Annotated in this window: 20 protein-coding genes and 1 tRNA gene; 16 read left to right on the forward strand and 5 right to left on the reverse strand. The window is 60.8% G+C overall.

Features of this window, described 5'->3' with window-relative positions; genetic code table 11:
• The first annotated feature begins 10 nt into the window (after positions 1–10).
• The 6 genes from ACMU_RS14805 (at position 11) to ACMU_RS14830 (ending at position 5748) form a co-directional block, all read left to right on the forward strand.
• Positions 11–382: a hypothetical protein gene (locus tag ACMU_RS14805; RefSeq protein WP_035260981.1), complete on the forward strand. Its 372-nt coding sequence runs from the start codon at positions 11–13 to the stop codon at positions 380–382.
• Positions 379–1221, forward strand: a complete 843-nt coding sequence (locus ACMU_RS14810; RefSeq protein WP_035260983.1) for an alpha/beta fold hydrolase — start codon at positions 379–381, stop codon at positions 1219–1221. The genes ACMU_RS14805 and ACMU_RS14810 overlap by 4 nt, the downstream gene beginning before the upstream one ends.
• A gap of 85 nt (positions 1222–1306) precedes the next feature.
• The gene (locus ACMU_RS14815) at positions 1307–1618 is read left to right on the forward strand and encodes a YdhR family protein (protein ID WP_035260984.1); all 312 of its coding nucleotides are present in this window, start codon (positions 1307–1309) and stop codon (positions 1616–1618) included.
• A gap of 241 nt (positions 1619–1859) precedes the next feature.
• Positions 1860–4319 carry a sulfotransferase gene (locus ACMU_RS18880; protein WP_051588370.1) on the forward strand — a complete coding sequence of 820 codons (2460 nt, stop codon included), beginning with the start codon at positions 1860–1862 and terminating at the stop codon, positions 4317–4319.
• 602 nt (positions 4320–4921) lie between these two features.
• On the forward strand, positions 4922–5179 hold the full coding sequence (locus tag ACMU_RS19115) for a YjhX family toxin (RefSeq protein WP_081805542.1): 258 nt from the start codon (positions 4922–4924) through the stop codon (positions 5177–5179).
• Positions 5180–5208: 29 nt separating this feature from the next.
• Positions 5209–5748 (forward strand): GNAT family N-acetyltransferase, encoded by a 540-nt coding sequence (locus tag ACMU_RS14830; protein WP_035260986.1) that lies wholly within the window; start codon positions 5209–5211, stop codon positions 5746–5748.
• A 475-nt stretch (positions 5749–6223) separates the two neighbouring features.
• Here the strand turns inward: ACMU_RS14830 and ACMU_RS14835 are convergent.
• The 4 genes from ACMU_RS14835 to ACMU_RS14850 all read right to left on the reverse strand — a co-directional run bounded on the left by ACMU_RS14835 (position 6224) and on the right by ACMU_RS14850 (position 9925).
• A tRNA-Arg gene (locus ACMU_RS14835) sits at positions 6224–6300 on the reverse strand.
• Between the two features lie 52 nt (positions 6301–6352).
• Positions 6353–7726, reverse strand: coding sequence for a sensor histidine kinase (locus tag ACMU_RS14840; protein ID WP_081805543.1), 1374 nt, complete (start codon positions 7724–7726; stop codon positions 6353–6355).
• Between the two features lie 51 nt (positions 7727–7777).
• On the reverse strand, positions 7778–9193 hold the full coding sequence (locus tag ACMU_RS14845) for a dihydrolipoyl dehydrogenase family protein (RefSeq protein ID WP_035260989.1): 1416 nt from the start codon (positions 9191–9193) through the stop codon (positions 7778–7780).
• 3 nt (positions 9194–9196) lie between these two features.
• The gene (locus tag ACMU_RS14850) at positions 9197–9925 is read right to left on the reverse strand and encodes a TVP38/TMEM64 family protein (protein ID WP_035260990.1); all 729 of its coding nucleotides are present in this window, start codon (positions 9923–9925) and stop codon (positions 9197–9199) included.
• 275 nt (positions 9926–10200) lie between these two features.
• On the opposite strand from ACMU_RS14850, the gene rpmH reads away from it, so the two are divergent.
• The 3 genes from rpmH to yidD are packed head-to-tail and all read left to right on the forward strand — an operon-like array spanning position 10201 to position 11021.
• Entirely contained in the window at positions 10201–10335 is a 135-nt protein-coding gene (gene rpmH, locus ACMU_RS14855; RefSeq protein ID WP_035260992.1) for a 50S ribosomal protein L34, read from the forward strand.
• A gap of 24 nt (positions 10336–10359) precedes the next feature.
• A complete protein-coding gene (rnpA, locus tag ACMU_RS14860) occupies positions 10360–10770 on the forward strand; it encodes a ribonuclease P protein component (RefSeq protein WP_035260994.1) in 411 nt (136 codons plus the stop codon).
• Positions 10767–11021 carry a membrane protein insertion efficiency factor YidD gene (yidD, locus tag ACMU_RS14865; protein ID WP_035260995.1) on the forward strand — a complete coding sequence of 85 codons (255 nt, stop codon included), beginning with the start codon at positions 10767–10769 and terminating at the stop codon, positions 11019–11021. The genes rnpA and yidD overlap by 4 nt, the downstream gene beginning before the upstream one ends.
• Before the next feature lie 81 nt (positions 11022–11102).
• Here yidD and ACMU_RS18885 read toward each other — a convergent pair whose 3' ends face one another.
• The gene (locus ACMU_RS18885; protein ID WP_051588371.1) at positions 11103–12761 is read right to left on the reverse strand and encodes a pentapeptide repeat-containing protein; all 1659 of its coding nucleotides are present in this window, start codon (positions 12759–12761) and stop codon (positions 11103–11105) included.
• 84 nt (positions 12762–12845) lie between these two features.
• Between ACMU_RS18885 and ttcA the strand changes: the two genes are divergently transcribed.
• The 7 genes from ttcA to ACMU_RS14905 all read left to right on the forward strand — a co-directional run bounded on the left by ttcA (position 12846) and on the right by ACMU_RS14905 (position 20202).
• Positions 12846–13715, forward strand: coding sequence for a tRNA 2-thiocytidine(32) synthetase TtcA (gene ttcA, locus ACMU_RS14875; RefSeq protein WP_035260996.1), 870 nt, complete (start codon positions 12846–12848; stop codon positions 13713–13715).
• 77 nt (positions 13716–13792) lie between these two features.
• Entirely contained in the window at positions 13793–15316 is a 1524-nt protein-coding gene (locus ACMU_RS14880; RefSeq protein ID WP_035260998.1) for a putative bifunctional diguanylate cyclase/phosphodiesterase, read from the forward strand.
• A 90-nt stretch (positions 15317–15406) separates the two neighbouring features.
• Positions 15407–17242, forward strand: coding sequence for a membrane protein insertase YidC (gene yidC / locus ACMU_RS14885; protein ID WP_035260999.1), 1836 nt, complete (start codon positions 15407–15409; stop codon positions 17240–17242).
• The gene (locus ACMU_RS14890; protein WP_035261001.1) at positions 17239–17976 is read left to right on the forward strand and encodes an MOSC domain-containing protein; all 738 of its coding nucleotides are present in this window, start codon (positions 17239–17241) and stop codon (positions 17974–17976) included. Before yidC ends, ACMU_RS14890 begins: the two co-directional genes overlap by 4 nt.
• Positions 17973–18626, forward strand: coding sequence for a ribosome biogenesis GTP-binding protein YihA/YsxC (gene yihA, locus ACMU_RS14895; RefSeq protein WP_035261004.1), 654 nt, complete (start codon positions 17973–17975; stop codon positions 18624–18626). The genes ACMU_RS14890 and yihA overlap by 4 nt, the downstream gene beginning before the upstream one ends.
• A 117-nt stretch (positions 18627–18743) precedes the next feature.
• Positions 18744–19613: an acetylglutamate kinase gene (argB, locus tag ACMU_RS14900; RefSeq protein WP_035261006.1), complete on the forward strand. Its 870-nt coding sequence runs from the start codon at positions 18744–18746 to the stop codon at positions 19611–19613.
• Positions 19614–19701: 88 nt separating this feature from the next.
• Complete coding sequence (locus ACMU_RS14905) at positions 19702–20202, forward strand: SixA phosphatase family protein (RefSeq protein ID WP_035261007.1); 501 nt, start codon at positions 19702–19704, stop codon at positions 20200–20202.
• Positions 20203–20231 lie beyond the last annotated feature (29 nt).

The following is a 20231-nucleotide window of genomic DNA, read 5'->3' on the forward strand; positions in this document are numbered from 1 at the left end:
GGCAAGGAAGATGCTTGAGAAACTGCAAGACGTGCAAATGCGCCTGCAAGACAAACCGCAGCTACTGCGCCGCGGGCGGCTGATTTCGGACACGGTGCTGTTGCGGGTGGATGGTGACGAGTTTTACCTGCATTTCGACAAGGGCGCGCTGGCCACGATCACGCCCGGCCCGTCCAAGAAGATCCCCTATCAGTTTGGGCTGAGCACCGATGCCGAAGCCTTGGCCGCATTCTGGACCCCCACCCCGCCGCCGGGCTTTCACGACATCTTTGCCATGGCCAAGATCGGGCGGCTGGAGTTTTCCGGCGACATCCTGCGGCTGGTCAAGAACCTGATGTTTTTCAAAGAGGTCCTGTTGCTGGGACGGGAGGGCGCGGCATGAGCATCGAACCAATCACTGGCCGCTATCTGAACGTGCAGGTCGCGGGCCGCGCGCAACGGATTTACGTCGAAGAGGCAGGTCAGGGCTGCCCGGTTCTGTGCCTGCACACCGCGGGGTCGGACACGCGGCAATGGCGCCATATCCTGAACGATGCCGAGATCACGAAGACCAACCGGATCATCACCTTCGACATGCCATGGCATGGCAAAAGCCTGCCACCCGAAGGGTTCCACGACGAGGAATACCTGCTGACCACCGAAACCTACATGGCCACCGTTCTGGCGGTGATCGACGGGCTGGGACTGGACCGGCCGGTGCTGGCGGGCGTGTCGATGGGCGGGCGCATCGCGCTGCAACTGGCGCGCCATCACGGCGACCGGTTCGCCGGGTTCCTGGCCATCGAGGCGTCGGACTTTCAGCCCGCGTGGTACGATATCGACTGGTTCCATCGCCCCGACGCCCATGGCGGCGAGATGGGCGCGGCGCTGGTCTCGACCAACATCTCGCCCCACGCGCCGCTGGCCGAACGGTGGAACACGCTGTGGATGTTCATGTCCAGCGGGCCGGGCGTGTTCCGGGGCGATCTGAGCTTTTACACCCGCGACGACAGCCTGGTGGGCAATCTGGGTGATATCGACACCGCCAAGACGCCGGTGCATTTCATCGTGGGCGCCTATGACTTCACCTGCACGCCGGATGATGCCCGCCGCACCGCCGACGCCATCCCCGGCGCAACGCTGGCGGTGATGGACGAGGTGGGCCATTTCCCGATGAGCGAACACCCCGCCGCGTTCCGGTCCTTCTTCGTCGACGGGTTGGCGCGTATGCCATCGGACTGATCCGACGCACGAATTCCTTTTACATTCTGACGTTACATGGTGGATCATTGCCTTGCCTAGTTCGGGCATTAAAGGAGCCGCTGCCATGATTACAGAGATTGTGACCTTTGATCTGCCCAAAGGCATTTCACGGGACGAAGTGATGGCCAAGTATCGCACCACCGCCCCGGCCTGGTCGCAGAACACCGACTTGATCCGCAAGAACTATTTCTTCGACGAAACCAAGTCACAGGGTGGCGGGGTCTATGTCTGGAAGTCCATGGAAGCGGCCGAAAAATGGCACGGTGCCGAGTATCAGCAACGCATTCGCGATCTTTATGGCTCTGACGTTACCATGACCCGGTTTGACACGTTGCTGGTGGTGGACAACGTGACCGGTGAGGTGACCGAGCTTTAGCGCGCCCACCAACCGGGTACGGCGGACAGCAGCGGGCGTGGAGGCGATGTGCCGTCCAGTCGCGCCGTCGCGTTTTGCCAAACCGTGCAGCATGGGCCAACGATTTGCCCGGAACGGAGCCAGCCTGCCCCGAGACTCTTTCAAGGCCTCGCAAAATCTGTTCTAGATAGCGTTACTTGAAAAACGGCGGTGGTGGATGTCTGCCCGGACGGATGCTGCGCGAATTTGAATAAGGTGAATTATGGTCGCTTCTGTATTCCTGCTTGGCCCGGGCCGCGCCTTTACGTCGGTCCTGAGCGCGGTCATCGGCCAGCACCCGCAGCTTTACGGCGTTCCCGAAACGAACCTTTCGATTGCCGACACGGTGGGCGAGTGGCTGCAGATGACAGGTGGCAATTATCGCCCCTTCCTGCGCGCCGGGCTTGTGCGGGCGATTGCGCAACTGGAAACTGGTGCCCAGACGAATGCATCCGCCTTTCAGGCGGAACAATGGCTGTTTAACAACCAGTCCATGACCACGGCCGCACTTTTTGCGATGCTGGAAGCCAGCGTTTCGCCGCGCGGGATCGTCGAGAAAAGCCCGATGACGGTGACCGAGCCGCGATACCTGAACAACCTGCTGAGCCTGGCGCCCGATGCGCGGTTCATCCACGTGACCCGGCATCCCTATTCCAACTGTTCGTCCATGGTGAATACCGAGTGGTTTCGTATTGGACTGGAAGCATCGCGCCCGGAATGCTGGGACGCACGGGGCGGCGGCGACCCGGTTTTTGACCCCCAATTCCACTGGCTGCAATCGCACCAATACATTCTTGATTTCGAAAAGAACGTCGCGCCGGACAGGTGGTTGCGCGTGCGGGGCGAAGACATTCTGGAGAACCCGCAAGAGGTGCTGCCAGGCATCTGCCAGTGGCTTGGGATCGATGACGGGCCCGATGCCGTCACCGAAATGCGGCATCCAGAAGAGTCGCCTTTTGCCTGCTATGGCCCGACAAACGCCTTGGGTGGCAACGATTCCAACTTTCTCGAGGCGCCAATGCTGCGCCCCTATCGCGCACCAAAATCTCCGCTGAACGGCCCCCTACCGTGGCGCAGCGATGCAGGTGAGTTCGTGCCCGAAGTCCGTGAATTGGCTGAATCCTTCGGTTACCGCCACGAAGACCTGCCAGCCAAGCCACCCACAACCACCGACACGCGCACCCTTGTCGGGATCGAGCCAGACGGCAAAGGCTGCCCCATGGCGCATTCCAACCTGATGGACGATTCCTTGTGCGAATTGCCGCCACTGCGCACGCTTTCCGAAGTCAAACACGTACCCTACCCGAGCCGCGGCGGGATCAATTTCAGCGGCTACACCGGCGAGAAATACGCAATCTGCGTCTATGAAAGCGCGCGCGAGCCGGCCTTGGTTGCCTTTGACGTAAACACCGGACGAAAAATCTGGCAAACCAAGCGCGAGATTCTGGATCAACCGAAAGATTCCACCGCGCCTGGTCGCTGGATCAGCGGGCTGTTGTTGGTGAACCTAGTCTTTGACGATGGAAGCCGCGACCGGCGTGTCTATGCAGCCAACGCGGACGAGATGGTGTGTCTTGATGAGAACGGCAAAACCATCTGGCGTCGCCCGACCGCTGAAATGGCCGGCGAGGCCGCGGACACAAAGATCGGTGGCGCGCGCTGCCTGCGCTATTCTAAGGACAACAAAATTGTCTTCGTAACCCACCAGGGTGTGCTGTGCAAAATCGATCCGGTCGATGGCAGCACGGTTGACGTCTATCCCATTCGCGACCTGCTGATGGTTGATGGCCAGCCCCAGATGGCGGGCTACAAGGTCATGCAATCGATCGTCCTTGTGGACGACACCCTTTATATGCAAGGCGCGCTGACGGCTGATCACACGACCGAGAAAACCATGGATCCGGTGCGCCTGATGCGCGTGCAGGTATCGGGCAACGGCGATGACAAAAGCGCGCGTTTGACCGAAACAGATGTCACGGGCGCATCTTCGGATCGGTATCAGTTCGGCGTGGTTGGCGACGGGCGCCAGGGCGGCTCGGCCAGCGCCATTTTGCGCGAAGATGGCACGCCGGTGATCCTGGTCAACGGCAATACCCCCGAGGGCGGTTTCGCCGTCACCGGCGTGGCCGATAAAGACGGCAAGCTGCAGCCGCAATGGCACATGGACATCCCCGATCGCGAAAGCCCTGAAATGGTGGCCGCCCCGGCAATTGATCCGGTCACGGGCCTGTTTTTCTGTGCGTCCAAGGGGAACATGTTCGTGGTCCGCGACGCCGCAAACCGTTCCGGCCAGATCAAGGCCGATCTCACCTGCCCTCCCATCACTTTGCTGGACCCGTTTTTCATGAAACGCGCGACGTCGGCAGAGATTTCCAGCCCGATCACCCTTGCGCGCGACCCCGAAACGCAAGGATTGGTGGCCTATATCAGCATGAGCCTGCAAATCGCCGGCTCCACCGAGCCCCATGCGGTTCTGACAGCGTTGCACGTGGATCTGACCGAAACCAAGCTGTCAGTTACCCCGCTGTGGACCGGCCCGCTTGCGCTGGATTCAAACGGTGATTTCGCCCCCGCCACTCGCAGTTTCGCGCAGCCTGCGCTGTTTCAATACATGGCCGGCAAAGAACCCCGCACCGGGATTGTCATGGGCACTTATCAAAGCGGCGTGACCTTCTTCCGCTGACCGGATCACGGACCTAGTGGCGATTGGCGCTTGCAAGTGCGACGGAAGTTTCAAATTGTACGTGAAGCGACAAACGACACGCGACGCATTCCTGCCCATCGAAGCGGGAATTCACAGCGGTCAATGCTTCAATCAGGCGCGCGGAACGTCCCGAACCCAGGACCCCGCGCCGAGAATTTCGTGTATCAATTCAGTGCAGCGCGTCATTCATTCGCACCCAACCGACAAGCATTTCTGACTCAATAAGAATAGCGGCCGTTGGTTTCATTGGCAGCGAATGTCAGCAAAGAGCCCAAACCTACAGAATGCTGCATTGCGCGCGAATGTCCGGTTTTGGTGGTTGTACTCCGGTACCATCTTGTCGGACTGCTCCCTGAACGCGCTTTGCCCCCCGGTGATGTGTCTACGGTTGCATTCTTTGAAACTTGGACTTACTTGGACACCTAGAGCAGCAACCGCTGCTCTAGATGGAGTTTTTATGCAAGAGACCCGGGCATAAGCCTGTTCCCGCCACTCGGCCCTGGGAACGCTTAACACCAAGACTGCTCACGCGGCACGCTGAGTGGTCTGTTGTTGCATCTTCATGAAATCGAGACCATCAGTTGAACATCTCAAAACATGAACAGCGTGTTTTGCATGAACTCGCGCTCGGTGGAACAATCCACCACGAGCGATACGAGAACGGCAAAATTCGCAAAATCACCTGCTACACGCGCGATGGGCACATCCTGTCGGAATGCACGCTCCCAGTTTTCTTGCGGCTCAAAAAACGGCGCTTCATCCGCTCGCAAAGCGGACGACCGTATCGCGCCTCAAAACTGGGGATAGAAGCCGTGCGTGCTCAGCTCAATCAACGATAACCTGATAAACTGATCCACAGGAACAGACCATGGAATTTACGACTGAATACTCAGACAAAACCGATGCCATCATTGCGATGTTCTTCGACACCTTCTCCGCATCCGAAGGGGCTGAAGCCGCCGCGCTGATCAAGGCATTGGTCACCGACATGCTGACGTCGCTTGGGTCAGACGACCTCCACGTGTTCTTAACCATCGAGAAAGGCGAGGTTGTGGCCAGCATCATCTTCACGCCAATGATCTATGCCGATGACACACGGACGGTGGTCATTCTTGCGCCCGTGGCGGTGGCCACCGCACATCAGGGTAAAGGGCTGGGGCAACGATTAATCACCCATGCTCTGCAAACGCTTCGGGATCGTGGGGTGGATGTTGCCCTGACCTATGGTGACATCAACTTCTATTCCAAAGTGGGCTTCGCGCCCGTCACCGAAGCCGATGCGCAGCCGCCCTTGTCGCTCCAGTATCCGCATGGATGGTTGGGCCAGACCTTGAACGCCGGGCCATTCGTCCCGCTGAAAGGTTCATCGCGATGCGTTGGGCCGCTGGACGATCCCAACCATTGGTGACGCATCACGAAGCATATGGAGGCATCCGGGCCGATAGCTCGGTTGCTTCCTCTTTGTTTAGAATGACCAATCCGATAAGCGGCCGTTGGCGCATCCGCAGCGAAATGGCGCTTTGTCCGCTCCTCGGAAGTTCATTTCTAAAACCGATTGACCGCAATGGTGGCCGGTAGCGCGGCGGTTTCCATTTCGTGGGCCAGAGGGAATTGGAGAAGCCAAACGTCCCTGGCCATTAAGGCAAGGGCGTTGCCCTCTGCCGCTCGTTAGGCAGGGCCGTATCCCCTGCCGAGCCTGCGGTCCACACCTCCCTGGCGGAATGGCATTGCCTCGCCCCCTCCCATGTTCGCCACGGGACAATTCTGCCGTGATTTTCCGGTGAGGATGTCAGATCAAACGAAACAGCAGCGGTTAACCCGTGAAGTGATGGGTCAGTTTATGACGCAAAGGTCAAATCTGTCCGGCGTTTAATGGGGGGAATTGGCGCGCTGGGGAGGATTCGAACCCCCGACCCCTTGATTCGTAGTCAAGTACTCTATCCAACTGAGCTACCAGCGCGTGGAGGCCTCATTTAGACCTGCGCCCGGCGAATGGCAAGGGCAAAATTTGATTATTTTGCCTGTGCCTCGATTACGTGTTCACCCTTGGGGATGCGGATGGTGAAAGCGGTACCCTGTGCACCGGTTTCCGCCAGTTCCAGCCGTCCACCATGGCCGCGGATCAATTCCGAACTGATCGTCAGGCCCAGCCCCGTACCGCCCTTGCGGAAGCTGCCCTGAAAGGGTTTGAACAGATGCTCATGCGCCTTGGGAGGCAAGCCCGGACCGGTATCGCGGATGCAGATCAACCATTCCAGGTCTTCCTCGGCGCCCTGGATACAGATCTCGCCCGGCTTGCCCGTTGCCTCGATGGCCTGGCGTGCATTGCGGGTAAGGTTCGAGATCACGCGGTACAACTGTTCGGGGTCGGCGCGCAGGGCCATGCCGGCGGGCACATCCTCGGAAAAGCTGATCTCGGCCTCGCCGGCGGCCAGTCGTTCGGAATCCACCACGTCATTCACCAACGGGGCCAACGAGATGTGCGACAGGCGCGGCGCGGGTTCCTCGGCCTTGCCGAAAGCCAGCGTGTTTTCGCACAGGCTGACGGCGCGCGAAATGGCACCCACGATCTTGGGCGCGGACTTGGCCACAGCCGGGTCCTGGCTGCGCTCCATCCGGTCGGCAAACAATTGTGCCGTCGTCAGGATATTGCGCAGGTCGTGGCTGATCTTGGCAACGGCCCCGCCCAACTGCGCCAGACGTTCCTTCTGGCGCAGGGCGGTCGACAGCTGTTGTTCCATTGTTTGCAGCGCCGTTTCCGCTTCGTGAATCTCGTTGATGGCGCTTTCGGGCGAAATGATACGACGCGCGTCTTCGGGGGCCTCGGCATAGTCGCGCATGGCGCTGATCACCTTTTGGATCGGCGCAACCATCAACCGTTGTACAGCAAGGAACAAGAACACCGCGGTGATGACCGAAATCACAAGCGACAGCCAGAAAATCCGCAATCCATAGTCGATCATTGCGACGCGCAGCGGCTCTGAGAACATGGTGACTTCGATCAACAGCCCGGCGTCGTTGACCGGCTGACCGATCACGCGGATCAGTTCATTTTCGGGGTTCGAGACCCGCGCCACGGCGTCGCGGATCAGCATCATCGGCCCGGCATCGCGCAGATCGAAGCTTTTGGTGACACTGGCCGGCATGGACGAGCTGAGCGCCAGTTGCCGCGACTGGTCGCGTCGCAACACCACGTTAAAGACGCCCGCGTTTTTCAGCAGCTCGTCTTCCAGATCCATCTCGATCCCGCTGCTTGAGGCCAGAACCGCCAAAGACGCGATTTGCGCCCGCTCAAGCCGGTTGAGCAGGAAATCCTCGCGAAAACGCGCGATCGAGGGAACAAAGATCATCACCTCGGCCAGCATGACGAACACAATCGTCAGCATCAAAAACCGACCTGAGAGCGATTTCAGCACGTATGTTTACCCTTGTTGACGCTATGGCAGGTATTTCTGCACAAACCCTACCACGCGTTTGACCCAAATGTTTTCAAATAGTTTGGGCGAGAAATAAGCACCCGCGGCGCGTTTGTTAACCTCCAGCAGCGTCGGATAGGGGGCAACCATGTTGGCAACGGCGCTCATCTTCAGCCCGTTGGCGATGGCCATGGCCCAGATGCCAATCAGCTCGCCCGCCTCTGCCCCGGCGATCGAGGCGCCAACGGGTTTGCCTTTGACCACCATCACCTTGATCAGGCCGGTGGTTTTGCCGGTGGCGATGGCGCGGTCATTGCCCGCGTATTCGAACCGTGCAACGGTCAGCTTGTCGCCATAGGTTTTGCGGGCCTCAGCCTCGGTTGGGCCAACCTGCGCCAGTTCAGGGTCGGTATAGGTGGCCCAGGGGATGTGGTCGGTGCGCGCCTTGGACGGCAGGCCCAGCAGGATCGACCGGATCACAACGCCGGCGTGATACCCCGCCACATGGGTGAATTGCAGACCGCCCGCCGCGTCGCCGATGGCATAGATCCGCTTGTTGGTACTGCGCAGGCTGGCATCCACCTGAACCCCGGCGCGGGTGGTCTCCACCCCGGCGACCTTTAGGTTCAGCCGGTCGGTATTGGCCTTGCGGCCCACGGCCATCAGCAGATGCGTGCCGGTAAAGCTGCGCCCGTCCTTGGTTTGCACGGTGATATTGCCCGCGTCCCCGGTGATGCGCTCGGCCATCGCGTCTTCGGCAATCTCAACGCCTTCGCCGCGCAGCTTGTCCAGGATGATCGCGGCAAGCTCCGGGTCATCCTTGCCCATCGCCTTCATGCCTTCGATCACGGTGACGTCGCTGCCCAGGCGGCGATGCGCCTGCGCCATTTCCAACCCGATGGGCCCGCCGCCGATAATCAGCAGATGGCCGGGTTTCTCGCGCAGCTCCCACAGGGTCTCGTTGGTCTCATAGGCCACATCCTCCAGCCCCGGAATGGGCGGCACGAAGGGGGACGAGCCGGTGGCGATGACAAAGCGGCGCGCGGTGATCACGTGGTCGCCGGCCTTCAGCTCTGTCTCGCTGATGAATTCACCAAATTCCTGGATGACCTGCACGCCCAGCCCTTCGAAGCGTTCGACACTGTCATGGGGCTCGATCGTGGCGATGACGTTGCGCACATGGTCCTTGGCGGCGGCATAATCGGCCTGCGGGTCGTGACCGGCCACGCCGAACCCGCCCAACCGCGTCGCCTGCGCCTGTTTGCCCGCCGCCAGCAGCGCCTTGGATGGCACGCAGCCATAATTCAGGCAATCTCCGCCCATCTTGTGGCCTTCGACCAGCACCACCTTGGCGCCCATCTGCACCGCGCCCGCCGCCAACGACAACCCGCCCGAGCCGCCGCCGATGATACACAGATCCGTCTTGATCGCGGTCATGGCTCAGCCCTTTTTGCGCAGCAGGTTGATGGCCACCGGCAAGGCCGCCAGCGCCGCAAGGCCCAGGATTGGCAACAGCACGTGTGGTTCGAAGACAATCCCAAGGTTCGGGGTTTCGCCGCGGGCAAAGACCTCGCCCAGCCCGGCCCCGACCGAGGTATAGACAACCGCGCCCGGCATGATGCCGAAGAACGTCGAAATCACGAAGCGGCGCAGGGGCACCTCAAGGAACGAGGGCACGAGGTTGGCCACGAAGAACGGCACCACCGGCACAAGGCGGATCAGGAACAGCATCGACCACTGGTTCTCATCAATCCCGTCCTTGATCCGCTTGATGGCACCGTCCGAGGATTCCAGTTTTGCGCCCAGCTGCGCGCCAAAGCCCCAGCGGGCGGCCTGAAAGATGATCGTCGCGCCCAGGGTGGCGCCCAGAACGTTGAACAGCGCACCGGGGAAGGTGGCGAACAGGAAGCCACCCGTCAGCGTGGCCACCGTGGCACCCGGCAGCGAGAACGCCACGATCAGCACATAGATTCCAATGAACGCCGCCGCCGTCAGGGCGTAGTTGGCGTCGCGAAAGGCGATCAAGGCCTCGCGGTGCTGTGCCAGGGTATCAAAGGACAGGTAATCGCGCAGCGTAAAGGCACCGATCAGCGCCGCGATGATGATGACGATCAACGGCAGTTTCTTGCGCCATCCGCTGCCTTGTTTCTGGTTGGTCATGTCTGTCATAGCCTGTATTCCGGTCCTTCGTGCCTGTCATAGGGCATAGATGACGGTGCGGGCGGCAAAAATATACGCAGTTCACAGCGGCTTGATGCCAGGTGATCCAAACGGGCCCTTCAGCGGCATTTTTGCGGGTCACTGAAATTTTGCACCGTGAAATGTTACAAAAACGTCGCCAGCGAATTGACTTGGGATCGCAATGGACCTAATGAGCGGGCTTCGAACACCTTTGACCCTCGAATCCGGTTTTGGATTCGGGTCCGACGAAACGGAGAGCCGCGATGAAACGCACGTATCAACCTTCGAACCTGGTTCGCAAGCGCCGCCACGGGTTCCGTGCGCGCATGGCCACCAAAGCTGGCCGCAAGATCCTGAACGCCCGCCGCCTGCGCGGCCGGAAGTCGCTGAGCGCGTAAGCCCGGCGCCGCAAGGCATCTGATATGACACCGCCGGAGGACAACGTGGCAGGCCCTGATGTGCCTGCTTCGGACGGGCCTGCGGCGGTTTTGTCATGTCTGGAGGTCTTGCAGAAGCGGTCTGATTTCCTGAAAGCAGCGCGGGCCCGGCGGCAGAACGTGCGCGGCTTCATCCTGCAGGCGCGCAAGCGCGGGCCGGACGAGGTGGCGGATCACGTGCGCGTGGGGTTCACCTGTTCCAAGAAAGTGGGCAATGCCGTCGCGCGCAACCGGGCCAAGCGGCGGCTGCGTGCGATTGCGCATGAGGTTCTGCGGGTCAAAGGGCGTGCGGGGTGGGATTATGTTCTGATCGGCAAGGCTGGTGTGACGGCGGATCGTGCTTATGTCGATCTGGTCAATGATTTGCGTTACGCGTTGAAGAAGGTGCATTCGTGACCCCGCTGGCCCATATCGCCGCGCTGCCCGTGCGCGCTTATCGGTTGCTGTTTTCGCCCTGGGTTGGGCATTCGTGCCGGTATCAGCCAACCTGTTCGGCCTATGCGCTGGAAGCGCTGGAGAAACACGGCGCGGTGAAGGGCAGTCTGCTGACCCTGCGCCGGATCGGGCGGTGCCATCCGTGGGGCGGGTCGGGCTATGACCCGGTGCCCGACAAGCCCGGTTCGGGTTGCGGGTGTGGACCCAAATGAGCGCCTGACGGCGCGTTTTTGTGTCTCGCTTGTCGCCTTTGGCTCCGCGCTCGGGTTTGGTGGGTGCGGTTGGGGTTATTTCTAGTTTTCGAAGGGGGACGTGCGGGTGACGATGTAGAGACCGTTTTCGCCGGCAAGCGTCTGTAGCGTATCTGCGTCGAGGTAGCGGTAGAGTGAGTCGATGCGCGCGATGGCCTCTGCCGGTGAGATTTCGGCCAAGGTATAGCGGTCGGCCCGGAAGGTTTCAGGGGCAGCCGTTTCCGTGAGAGTGTCGAGGAAGCCCGCGCCAGTGACCACGGCCCCATCGAAATCGACCGACCGCAGGTCAGCCCCTTCGAATTGCGCATTGATCAGGGCCGCGCCGCGGAAGGTGGCGGCGGCCAGCGTGGCATAGCGGAAATCCGGCGCGATCAGCGTGGCCCCGTCGAAATTTGCCGCCATGGCATGGGCGCCGACAAAGCCCACCCGTTCAGCCACCGCATCGGTGAAATCGGCCCCGTCGAGCTGTGTGTTGAAGAACGGCAGCTCGCCCGAGAAGGGCGGTTTGACCAGCTCGCCGGGCAGCGCGCCGAAATCGCTGTCGCGCAGGTAGGCCTGGGTGAAGCGGACATGGGACAGCCAGGCGCCCTGCATCTTGGTCTCCAGCACATTGGCGAAGGAGAAATCAGCATAGCTGAACTGCCCCATTTGCGATGAGATCAGGAACAGGCGGATACCGGGCGCATAGGCATAGGACAGGTCCATCCCGTAGAAATTCAGCACTTCCAGCTCGCGCAGGCCCGAGGCCGTCAGCGCGCGCAGCAATTGCCCGCGTTCGGGGCTGGCGGGGCGGTCGATCAGGCGGGTGCCGGTTTGCAGTTCGGGCCAGCGGAAGGCCTGGGCCATTTGCACGCGGGTTTGCGGCAGGTCGGGGCGCAGGGCCATCGCGGCCTGCATCATGGCGTTGTGGTTTTCGGGGCGGATGCCGGTTTGCAGGAACTTATAGGGTTTGGTGGCCTGGCTGGCCGAGGCGATGCGCAGCACCAGCCCGCGCGGCAGGTCGGCCACCGGGTCCAGCACCGCCACAAAATCCTCGGCGGTTTCCACCGGGCCGGTACGGCGGTCGGCGGCCTGGCCCAGCGCCTGTGCGATATTGGTGATCTCGACCACCAGCTGGGCGTTGCGCGCGGCCTCGGCCAGTTGAACGTTGTAATCGTCCAGCGCGATCTGTTGGTCCAGCTGCGCGATTTGGGTGTCGATGCGGGTGTTCTGGGCACCCAAAAGCTCGTTCTGGCGAAACAGCAGCGCGGTGCCGGCAAAGGCGGCCATGGCTGCAATCAGACCCGTCAACGAACCGATCACCCAGCGCCGGGTCGAGACCCAAGCGTAGCGCGCCAGCGCCATGTTAACCAGATCGCGCGCGGCCTCGGTTGCGCGGTGCGGGTCGCGGTCCACCGCGCCTTTGGCCACGTCGGACAGGGGACCGGCGAACAGCTCTAACTGCGTTTCCGCCAGCCCGAAAAGCCGCCGCCACAGCGGTTTGCGGAACACGAACAGCACAAGGCCCAGCGCGGCGATGAACATCAGCACCGCCAGGAAGATGATCAGGATCACCCCGGTGCCCTCGTCCAGCACCCCCAACCCGGAAAACGCCACCAGGAACCCCGCCGACACGCCGAAGGCAAAGATCAACAGGCCCAGCGAGGCCGACGGCGCGCGCCGCCCGAACCCCTGTTTTCGCGGCTCTTGCTTTTGTTCCAAAACCGGCCCCCACCGATGCTGTGCATTGACGTTTGCAAACTGGCTCCTTTATGGCAAGTCAAACGCCTGCAGGAAAGGCAACCAATGCTGGACGATAACGACGACATCCACCCCTTGTTTCATGGTGCGCCCTCGACGACCGAGTTCAAGAAGCTGCGCAAGCGGATCGTGCGGTACACGCGCGAGGCCATCGAGCAGTACGGGATGGTAGAGCGGGACGCCAAGTGGCTGGTTTGTCTGTCCGGGGGCAAAGACAGCTATACCCTTTTGGCGGTGCTTTACGAGTTGAAGTGGCGCGGGTTGCTGCCGGTGGAGCTGCTGGCGTGTAATCTGGACCAAGGGCAGCCGGGGTTTCCCTCGACGGTTTTGCCCGCGTTTCTTGAAAAGATGGAGGTGCCGCACCGGGTAGAGTATCAGGACACCTATTCCGTGGTTGTCGACAAGGTGCCGCAGGGGCGAACCTATTGTGCGCTATGCTCGCGACTGCGGCGCGGCAACCTGTACCGCATTGCCCGGGAAGAAGGCTGCAGCGCCGTGGTTCTGGGCCACCATCGGGACGACATTCTGGAAACCTTCTTTATGAACCTCTTCCACGGCGGGCGTCTTGCGACGATGCCGCCCAAGCTGGTGAACGAAGAAGGTGACCTGTTTGTCTACCGTCCATTGGCCCATGTGGCCGAGGCCGATTGCGAAAAGTTCGCGCATGCGATGAACTATCCCATCATCCCCTGCGACCTGTGTGGCAGCCAGGACGGGCTGCAGCGCCAACAGGTAAAGCAAATTCTGGATGGATGGGAGAAAAACAGCCCCGGTCGCCGGCAGGTCATGTTCCGTGCGCTGATGAATGCACGCCCCTCGCATTTGCTGGACCCCAAGCTGTTTGACTTTGCCGGGCTTCAAACAGACCCGCGCAAAGAAAGAGAAAATTATCCAGATATTCCACAACTCCGTTAACCTCGTGAACAGTATCGGTCTCTAGCGTCCTAAAGGTCTGCGGTGTTTTTCCGCGATTGACCAAAGGATGCCGGCCGATGGATCGCATTTTTGCGCGCGCTACGTGCTTAACGCAAAGCCTGTTTGCCATGCCGCAGGGGATTGCCTTCCTGCCTGCATGCAGTCTTGCGGCGTTTTGGCTTGGCGGGGAAACGGCATTGGTCATCTTCGCCCTGTTGCCCCCGTTCTTCTATGCGATTTTCGGAAAAACGGCGCAGGCGGGTCCAACGCAGGGTGGCACGGATGTTGCAACTGGCCTGCGCCTGCGTGGTGACGCGGTGGCGGCATTGGATTCGGCTTTTGCGCATCGAAGCCCGGCAACGGCGGCGATTGTGGTCTCTGTTGAAGATGTCGGCGATGTTGAGCAGCGATTTGGCCTGCCTGCCGTTGACATCGTTATGCGCAAGGTTGCGGAACGGTTGCAATCCGTGCTGCGACAGCAAGACATTCTGGCCCGCGCCGAAGGGTCGAGTTTCGCCATTGCCCTCGCCCCGATGCGGCGGGCGGACCTGGAAACCGTTCTTCAAATCTGCGCGCGTCTTCAGGATGCGGTGCGCGAACCGGTCAGTATCGATGCCACCACGGCCTATGTCAGTTCTTCGATTGGTTTCTGCCTGCCAGCGCGGTCTCCGCAGCCATCGGGCACCGGTATGATGAATGCGGCCGAAACCGCAATGTTGGAGGCCCGGCAACACGGGCCCGGCGCCATCCGCGCCTTTTCCAAGGACATGCAGGTTGCCGTGGCGCAACGCAGTGAACTGATCGATGAACTGGCCGAGGCGCTGGATACAGGACAGATCCGGCCATGGTTTCAGCCACAGATTTCAACCGACACCGGCGAGGTTTCGGGGTTCGAGGCCCTTGCCCGGTGGGCCCACCCGGAACGCGGGCTGGTTCCGCCGGGGCAGTTTCTGGACGCGATTGAACATGCGGGGCTGTCCGAACGCTTGAGCGAGGAAATCCTGTTCCACGCCTTGTCTGCCCTGCGCAGCTGGGACACCGCGGGCATCAAGGTGCCGAATGTGGGTGTAAACTTTTCAGGCGATGAACTGCGCAATCCCCGGCTGGTCGACCGTATACAGTGGGAGCTGGACCGTTTTGGCCTGACACCAGATCGCCTGACCGTCGAAGTTTTGGAAACCGTCGTCGCCAATTCGCCGGACGATGTTGTGGTTCGCAATCTTGCCGCGCTTTCGAACCTGGGCTGCGGGATCGATCTTGATGATTTTGGCACCGGGCAGGCTTCGATCACTTCGATCCGGCGGTTCAAGGTTGGCCGCCTGAAAATTGACCGATCCTTTGTGACCAAAATCGACGAGGATTCCGAGCAGCGCAATCTTGTAGAAGCGATTTTAACCATGGCCGACCGTCTGGACCTCGACACAGTTGCAGAAGGCGTCGAGACATCCGAGGAACATGCAATGCTGTCGCAGCTGGGTTGCGGCCATGTTCAGGGCTATGGGATTTCGCGGCCGATCCCGTTCGAAGAAACTATCGCGTGGTGTACAAGCCATCGCAAGAAGCTGCCCATTGTTGAGACACCACGCCGTCAGGCCGGGTGAGACATCAAAAACAAGGGAATCCGCTTGACCTTCCCGCCCGCCTTCTGTTGAACCTCCATCACCTGAATACGCGATGGATGGCGGTCTTTGATGGATGATCAGAATAAGAACCTAATTCTGGCTGTGGTTCTCAGCTCAATCGTGATGCTTGTGTGGCTGGTGTTTTTTCCACCGGAACAGCCACAGCCCGCGTCGTTGGCTGATCCCGAAACCGGCAGCCTGACCGCCCCGCCCGCCGAAAGCGGTGCGGCGCCTACCGCAACCTCTTCGGACACGCCAACCCCATCCGCCAGCCCGCAAGGGGCCGAGACCTTGGCCACGGCGCCTCGCGTGCCGGTGATCACACCCAGCCTCGAAGGCTCGTTGTCACTGATGGGGGGGCGGATCGACGACCTGTTGTTGACCAAATTCGCCGAATCCCTGGACGCAGACAGCCCACGCGTGAGTTTCCTGCGCCCCGCGACCGAGCTCAGCAGCTTTTACGCCCTGTTCGGCTGGGCTCCTGGTGGCGACCTGACATTCGACGATGTGCCCAACGCCAACACCCTGTGGGAACTGGCAGAGGGCGAAACGCTGACACCCGAAACCCCGGTGGTTCTGGAATGGCGCAACGCCAAGGGCCTGACCTTCCGCCGCGATATCTCGGTGGACGAGGACTACTTGTTCACCATCGTGCAAAGCGTCCGCAACGACAGCGGCGCCACCGCACGCATCGCGCCCGAAGCGTCACTGGAACGGGTTGGTGAACCGGTTGACCTGAAAGGCGTCTTCATGCTGCACGAAGGCGCAATCCGCCAGAAAGATGATGAACGCGACTCGCTGACCTACAAGAAAATGCGCGATATGGACGACGATACACCGTGGTCCTATGGCACGAACCTGGCCGATGTAGCCAAGGTGAATGGTGGCGGCTGGGTCGGGTTTACCGACCACTATTGGATGGCCACGCTGGTGCCGGACCACGACACGCCCTATCAGTCGATCCTGCAATATGACCAAAGCGCCAACACCTACCGGTCCATTGCGCGCAAGGACACGTTGGTTGTTGGGCCGGGTGAAACGGTGAAATCCGAAACCCTGCTTTTTGCCGGTGCCAAGGAATGGGACATAATCCACGGTTACCAGGAAAACCGGAATATCGACAATTTTGACGATGCGATTGACTGGGGCTGGTTCTTCTTCCTGACCAAGCCGATCTTCCGCGTGCTGCACGCCCTGAACGAGATGATTGGCAATATGGGCTGGGCGATTATCGCGCTGACCCTGCTGATCAAGGCCATCCTCTTCCCGCTCGCCTACCGCTCGTACGTCTCGATGGCGAAGATGAAAGAGCTGCAGCCCGAGATGGAAAAGATCAAGGAAAAGGCCGGCGACGACCGCCAGAAGCTGCAACAAGAGATGATGGCGCTTTACAAGAAAGAGCGCGTCAACCCGGCCTCGGGCTGTTTGCCGATCCTGCTGCAGATCCCGATCTTCTTCTCGCTTTACAAGGTGATCTTCGTGACGCTTGACCTGCGTCAGGCCCCTTGGGTTGGCTGGATCAAAGACCTCTCGGCGCCCGATCCCAGCTCGATCTTCAACCTCTTCGGCATCCTGCCTTTTGCCGCGCCTGATCCCAACAGTCTTGTGGCGTTCATTTCGCTGGGCATTCTGCCGATCCTGCTGGGTATCTCGATGTGGCTGCAGCAAAAGCTGAACCCCGCACCCACCGACCCGACGCAGGCCATGATCTTTGCATGGATGCCGTGGATCTTCATGTTCATGCTGGGCACCTTCGCCAGCGGGCTGGTTCTGTACTGGATCGCGAACAACACGATCACCTTCATCCAGCAGTATTCGATCATGCGCCTGCAAGGTTACAAACCCGACGTGTTCGGCAACATCCGCGCCAGTTTTCAGCGCAACAAAAAGCCCGACGCGAAATGACGCCGACCCTGGCCCAGATCTGGCGCCACCCGGTCAAGGGCGTGGGGGCTGAGCCGCTGGAGCTGGTTGACCTGACACCAGGCCGCCCCCTGCCGCTGGACCGGGCCTGGGCGATCCTGACCGGTGACGCGCAAGATACCGGCGCCTGGCAGCAATGCCGCAACTTCGCGCGCGGCTGCTACGGCCCGGGCCTTATGGCGGTGACCGCCCAATGCAAGGGCAACCGGATCACGTTCAGCCACCCCGATCTGCCGGACCTCACCATCGATCCCGCCACCGAGGGCGCGGCGCTGGTTAACTGGATCACACCGATCTACGCGCCCGAAAGACCGCAACCGACCCAAATGATCGCCGCACCGGAAACCGGGATGGCCGATGTGGACTATGCCTCGGTCTCGATCATGGGCCTGTCGTCGCTGCGTGCTTTGGGCGACAAGATCGGACAGCCCCTTGATGCCCGCCGATTCCGCGGCAACCTGTGGGTCGAAGGTCTGGCCCCGTTCGAAGAACTGGCATGGCCTGGTGCCACCATTGGTATCGGCGACGCCGAATTGACGGTGGAAGAACCGATAACGCGTTGCCGCGCAACCGAGGCAAACCCGAATACTGGCCGCCGCGATATCAATACACTGGCCGCCTTGCGCGACGGTTGGGATCACACGCATTTTGGCGTTGCCGCGCGCGTCACCAAGCCCGGGCGCATTGCTGCCGGTGACAAGGTCACCGCGCCATGACCACCCTGCCCTTCCCCCTCGCCCCCGATCCCGATCCGGCAATGCTGGAACGCGGGCGCAAGCTGTTCGCGGCTGAAACCGACTTTCTCAAAGGCGTCGTGGCCATGGACGGCTTGCCGCCCGCCGATCGGGTCGAAGTCTGCTTCGCCGGCCGCTCGAATGTCGGGAAATCCAGCCTGATCAACGCACTAACAGGCCGCAAGGCGCTGGCCCGCGCTTCGAACACACCGGGTCGCACACAGGAAATCAACTTTTTCACCACCACGGGCGGCCCCTTTCTGGTCGATCTGCCCGGATATGGCTATGCCGAGGCGCCCCTGCCCGTGGTCGAAAAATGGCAACGCCTGCTCAAGGCCTACCTGGCGGGCCGCGCCACCCTGCGACGTGCCTTTGTCCTGATCGACGCGCGCCACGGCGTGAAGAAGGTCGACGAAGAGATCCTGACCCTCCTCGACACGTCCGCCGTGACCTTCCAGGTGGTGCTAACCAAGGCGGACAAGGTGAAAGACAAGGACCGCGAGAAGACCCTTGCCCAGGTTCGCAATGCATTGTCGAAACACCCGGCGGCCTATCCTGAATTGATCCTCACCTCGTCCGAAAAAGGCCTTGGCATCCCCACCCTGCGCGCCACGATCGCCGGCATCGAATAGTCAGGTGCGATCACCCCAAGGTCCCCTCCCCCCATGGGGAGGGACAGGGAGGGGGTCAGGTAAGCTCTTGCCGCGACAGCGGCGCCGGTTTACCAACAGCCTCCAGAGGAAACCGAGATGAAAAAGCAAACCGCCATGAACCGTGACTGGATCGCCACCGCGCGTACGCTCTCTGCGGCGCTTCCCTACCTGCAGCGCTATGACGGTGCCGTCGTCGTCATAAAATTTGGTGGCCACGCCATGGGCAGCGACGAGGCGATGGACAGCTTTGCCCGCGATATCGTGCTGATGCAACAGGTCGGTGTGCGCCCGGTGATCGTGCATGGCGGCGGGCCGATGATCAACGAAATGCTTGAAAAGCTTGGAGTAAAATCCGAATTCGTGAACGGCAAACGTGTGACCGATGCAGAAACTGTCCGCGTGGTCGAGATGGTGCTGTCGGGCCAGGTCAACAAGCGTATCGTACAGGCCATCAACCGGCAGGGCGGCAAAGGCGTGGGGCTTTCGGGCAAGGATGCCAACCTGATTACCTGCACCCAAACCAACCCTGATCTGGGCTTTGTTGGCACGCCATCAAAGGTGCAACCCAATGTTTTGAATAACCTTTTTGAGGCCGGGATGATCCCTGTTGTTGCCCCGCTGGGCGCGGGCGAAAACGGCGAGACATTCAATATCAACGGCGACACGGCGGCTGGCGCCATCGCCGCGGCGCTGGAGGCGGATCGCCTGCTGCTGCTGACCGATGTGGCCGGGGTCAAGGATGCCAGCGGCGAGGTGGTCACCGAACTGACCCCTGACCAGATCCGCAATCTGACCGAAGCAGGCGTGATCGCCGGTGGCATGATTCCCAAAACCGAAACCGCGCTGGCCGCCATCGATGGCGGCGTGCGGGCCGTCGTCATTCTGGATGGGCGCGCGCCAAATGCTTGTTTGCTAGAGCTTTTTACCGACCACGGTGCCGGGTCGCTGATCCGGCCTCAGCGATAGCCTTGAATTAACCTATGCTTGCTCGTCCATCGGAAACTGTGCAAACTTCGTAAACCACGGTGCCAACGAAGCGGGTGAAGCGCACAATATGACCCTATTGCTGATCCTTGTTCGGCACGCGAAGTCCAGCTGGGGAGATCCGGCCGCCGAAGATATTGATAGGCCCCTGAACAAGCGCGGTCAGAAAGCTGCGCCCGAGATTGCTAAGTGGTTGAATTCCAAAGGATATATCCCGGCTGAAGTGGTGAGCTCGCCGGCGCGCCGCACGTTGGAAACTTGGGACCGGATGGCCCCCCATTTCCCCGACACGGCCCTGATCCGGCGCGAGCCCGATCTTTACCTTGCCCCGCCTTCTACGATGTTGAATTCATTGCAGAATTGTGCCGCCGACCCGGTGATGATGTTGGGCCATAACCCCGGTATTGCCGGCTTTGCCGCGGCGCTTTTGGCCAGCCCGCCAGACCACCCGCGATTCCGCGATTACCCTACCTGTTCAACCCTTGTTGCCGCCTTCGAGGCCAGCGATTGGGCCGAGGTTCAGCCGGGTAGTGGCAAGGTGCTGGACTTCACCATTCCGGCCGATCTTTAACGTAGTTATTAAAAAACCCCGGCCGCGAA

Source organism: Actibacterium mucosum KCTC 23349 (assembly GCF_000647975.1).
Lineage (GTDB): Bacteria > Pseudomonadota > Alphaproteobacteria > Rhodobacterales > Rhodobacteraceae > Actibacterium > Actibacterium mucosum.

What these genes read in the sequence shown, in the direction of transcription:
- ACMU_RS14805 (WP_035260981.1), top strand. Translation starts at nt 11, where the DNA reads ATGCTTGAGAAACTGCAAGACGTGCAAATGCGCCTGCAAGACAAACCG.
- ACMU_RS14810 (WP_035260983.1), top strand. Translation starts at nt 379, where the DNA reads ATGAGCATCGAACCAATCACTGGCCGCTATCTGAACGTGCAGGTCGCG.
- ACMU_RS14815 (WP_035260984.1), top strand. Translation starts at nt 1,307, where the DNA reads ATGATTACAGAGATTGTGACCTTTGATCTGCCCAAAGGCATTTCACGG.
- ACMU_RS18880 (WP_051588370.1), top strand. Translation starts at nt 1,860, where the DNA reads ATGGTCGCTTCTGTATTCCTGCTTGGCCCGGGCCGCGCCTTTACGTCG.
- ACMU_RS14830 (WP_035260986.1), top strand. Translation starts at nt 5,209, where the DNA reads ATGGAATTTACGACTGAATACTCAGACAAAACCGATGCCATCATTGCG.
- ACMU_RS14840 (WP_081805543.1), bottom strand. Translation starts at nt 7,726, where the DNA reads ATGCTGACGATTGTGTTCGTCATGCTGGCCGAGGTGATGATCTTTGTT.
- ACMU_RS14845 (WP_035260989.1), bottom strand. Translation starts at nt 9,193, where the DNA reads ATGACCGCGATCAAGACGGATCTGTGTATCATCGGCGGCGGCTCGGGC.
- ACMU_RS14850 (WP_035260990.1), bottom strand. Translation starts at nt 9,925, where the DNA reads ATGACAGACATGACCAACCAGAAACAAGGCAGCGGATGGCGCAAGAAA.
- rpmH (WP_035260992.1), top strand. Translation starts at nt 10,201, where the DNA reads ATGAAACGCACGTATCAACCTTCGAACCTGGTTCGCAAGCGCCGCCAC.
- rnpA (WP_035260994.1), top strand. Translation starts at nt 10,360, where the DNA reads ATGACACCGCCGGAGGACAACGTGGCAGGCCCTGATGTGCCTGCTTCG.
- ttcA (WP_035260996.1), top strand. Translation starts at nt 12,846, where the DNA reads ATGCTGGACGATAACGACGACATCCACCCCTTGTTTCATGGTGCGCCC.
- ACMU_RS14880 (WP_035260998.1), top strand. Translation starts at nt 13,793, where the DNA reads ATGGATCGCATTTTTGCGCGCGCTACGTGCTTAACGCAAAGCCTGTTT.
- yidC (WP_035260999.1), top strand. Translation starts at nt 15,407, where the DNA reads ATGGATGATCAGAATAAGAACCTAATTCTGGCTGTGGTTCTCAGCTCA.
- ACMU_RS14890 (WP_035261001.1), top strand. Translation starts at nt 17,239, where the DNA reads ATGACGCCGACCCTGGCCCAGATCTGGCGCCACCCGGTCAAGGGCGTG.
- yihA (WP_035261004.1), top strand. Translation starts at nt 17,973, where the DNA reads ATGACCACCCTGCCCTTCCCCCTCGCCCCCGATCCCGATCCGGCAATG.
- argB (WP_035261006.1), top strand. Translation starts at nt 18,744, where the DNA reads ATGAAAAAGCAAACCGCCATGAACCGTGACTGGATCGCCACCGCGCGT.
- ACMU_RS14905 (WP_035261007.1), top strand. Translation starts at nt 19,702, where the DNA reads ATGACCCTATTGCTGATCCTTGTTCGGCACGCGAAGTCCAGCTGGGGA.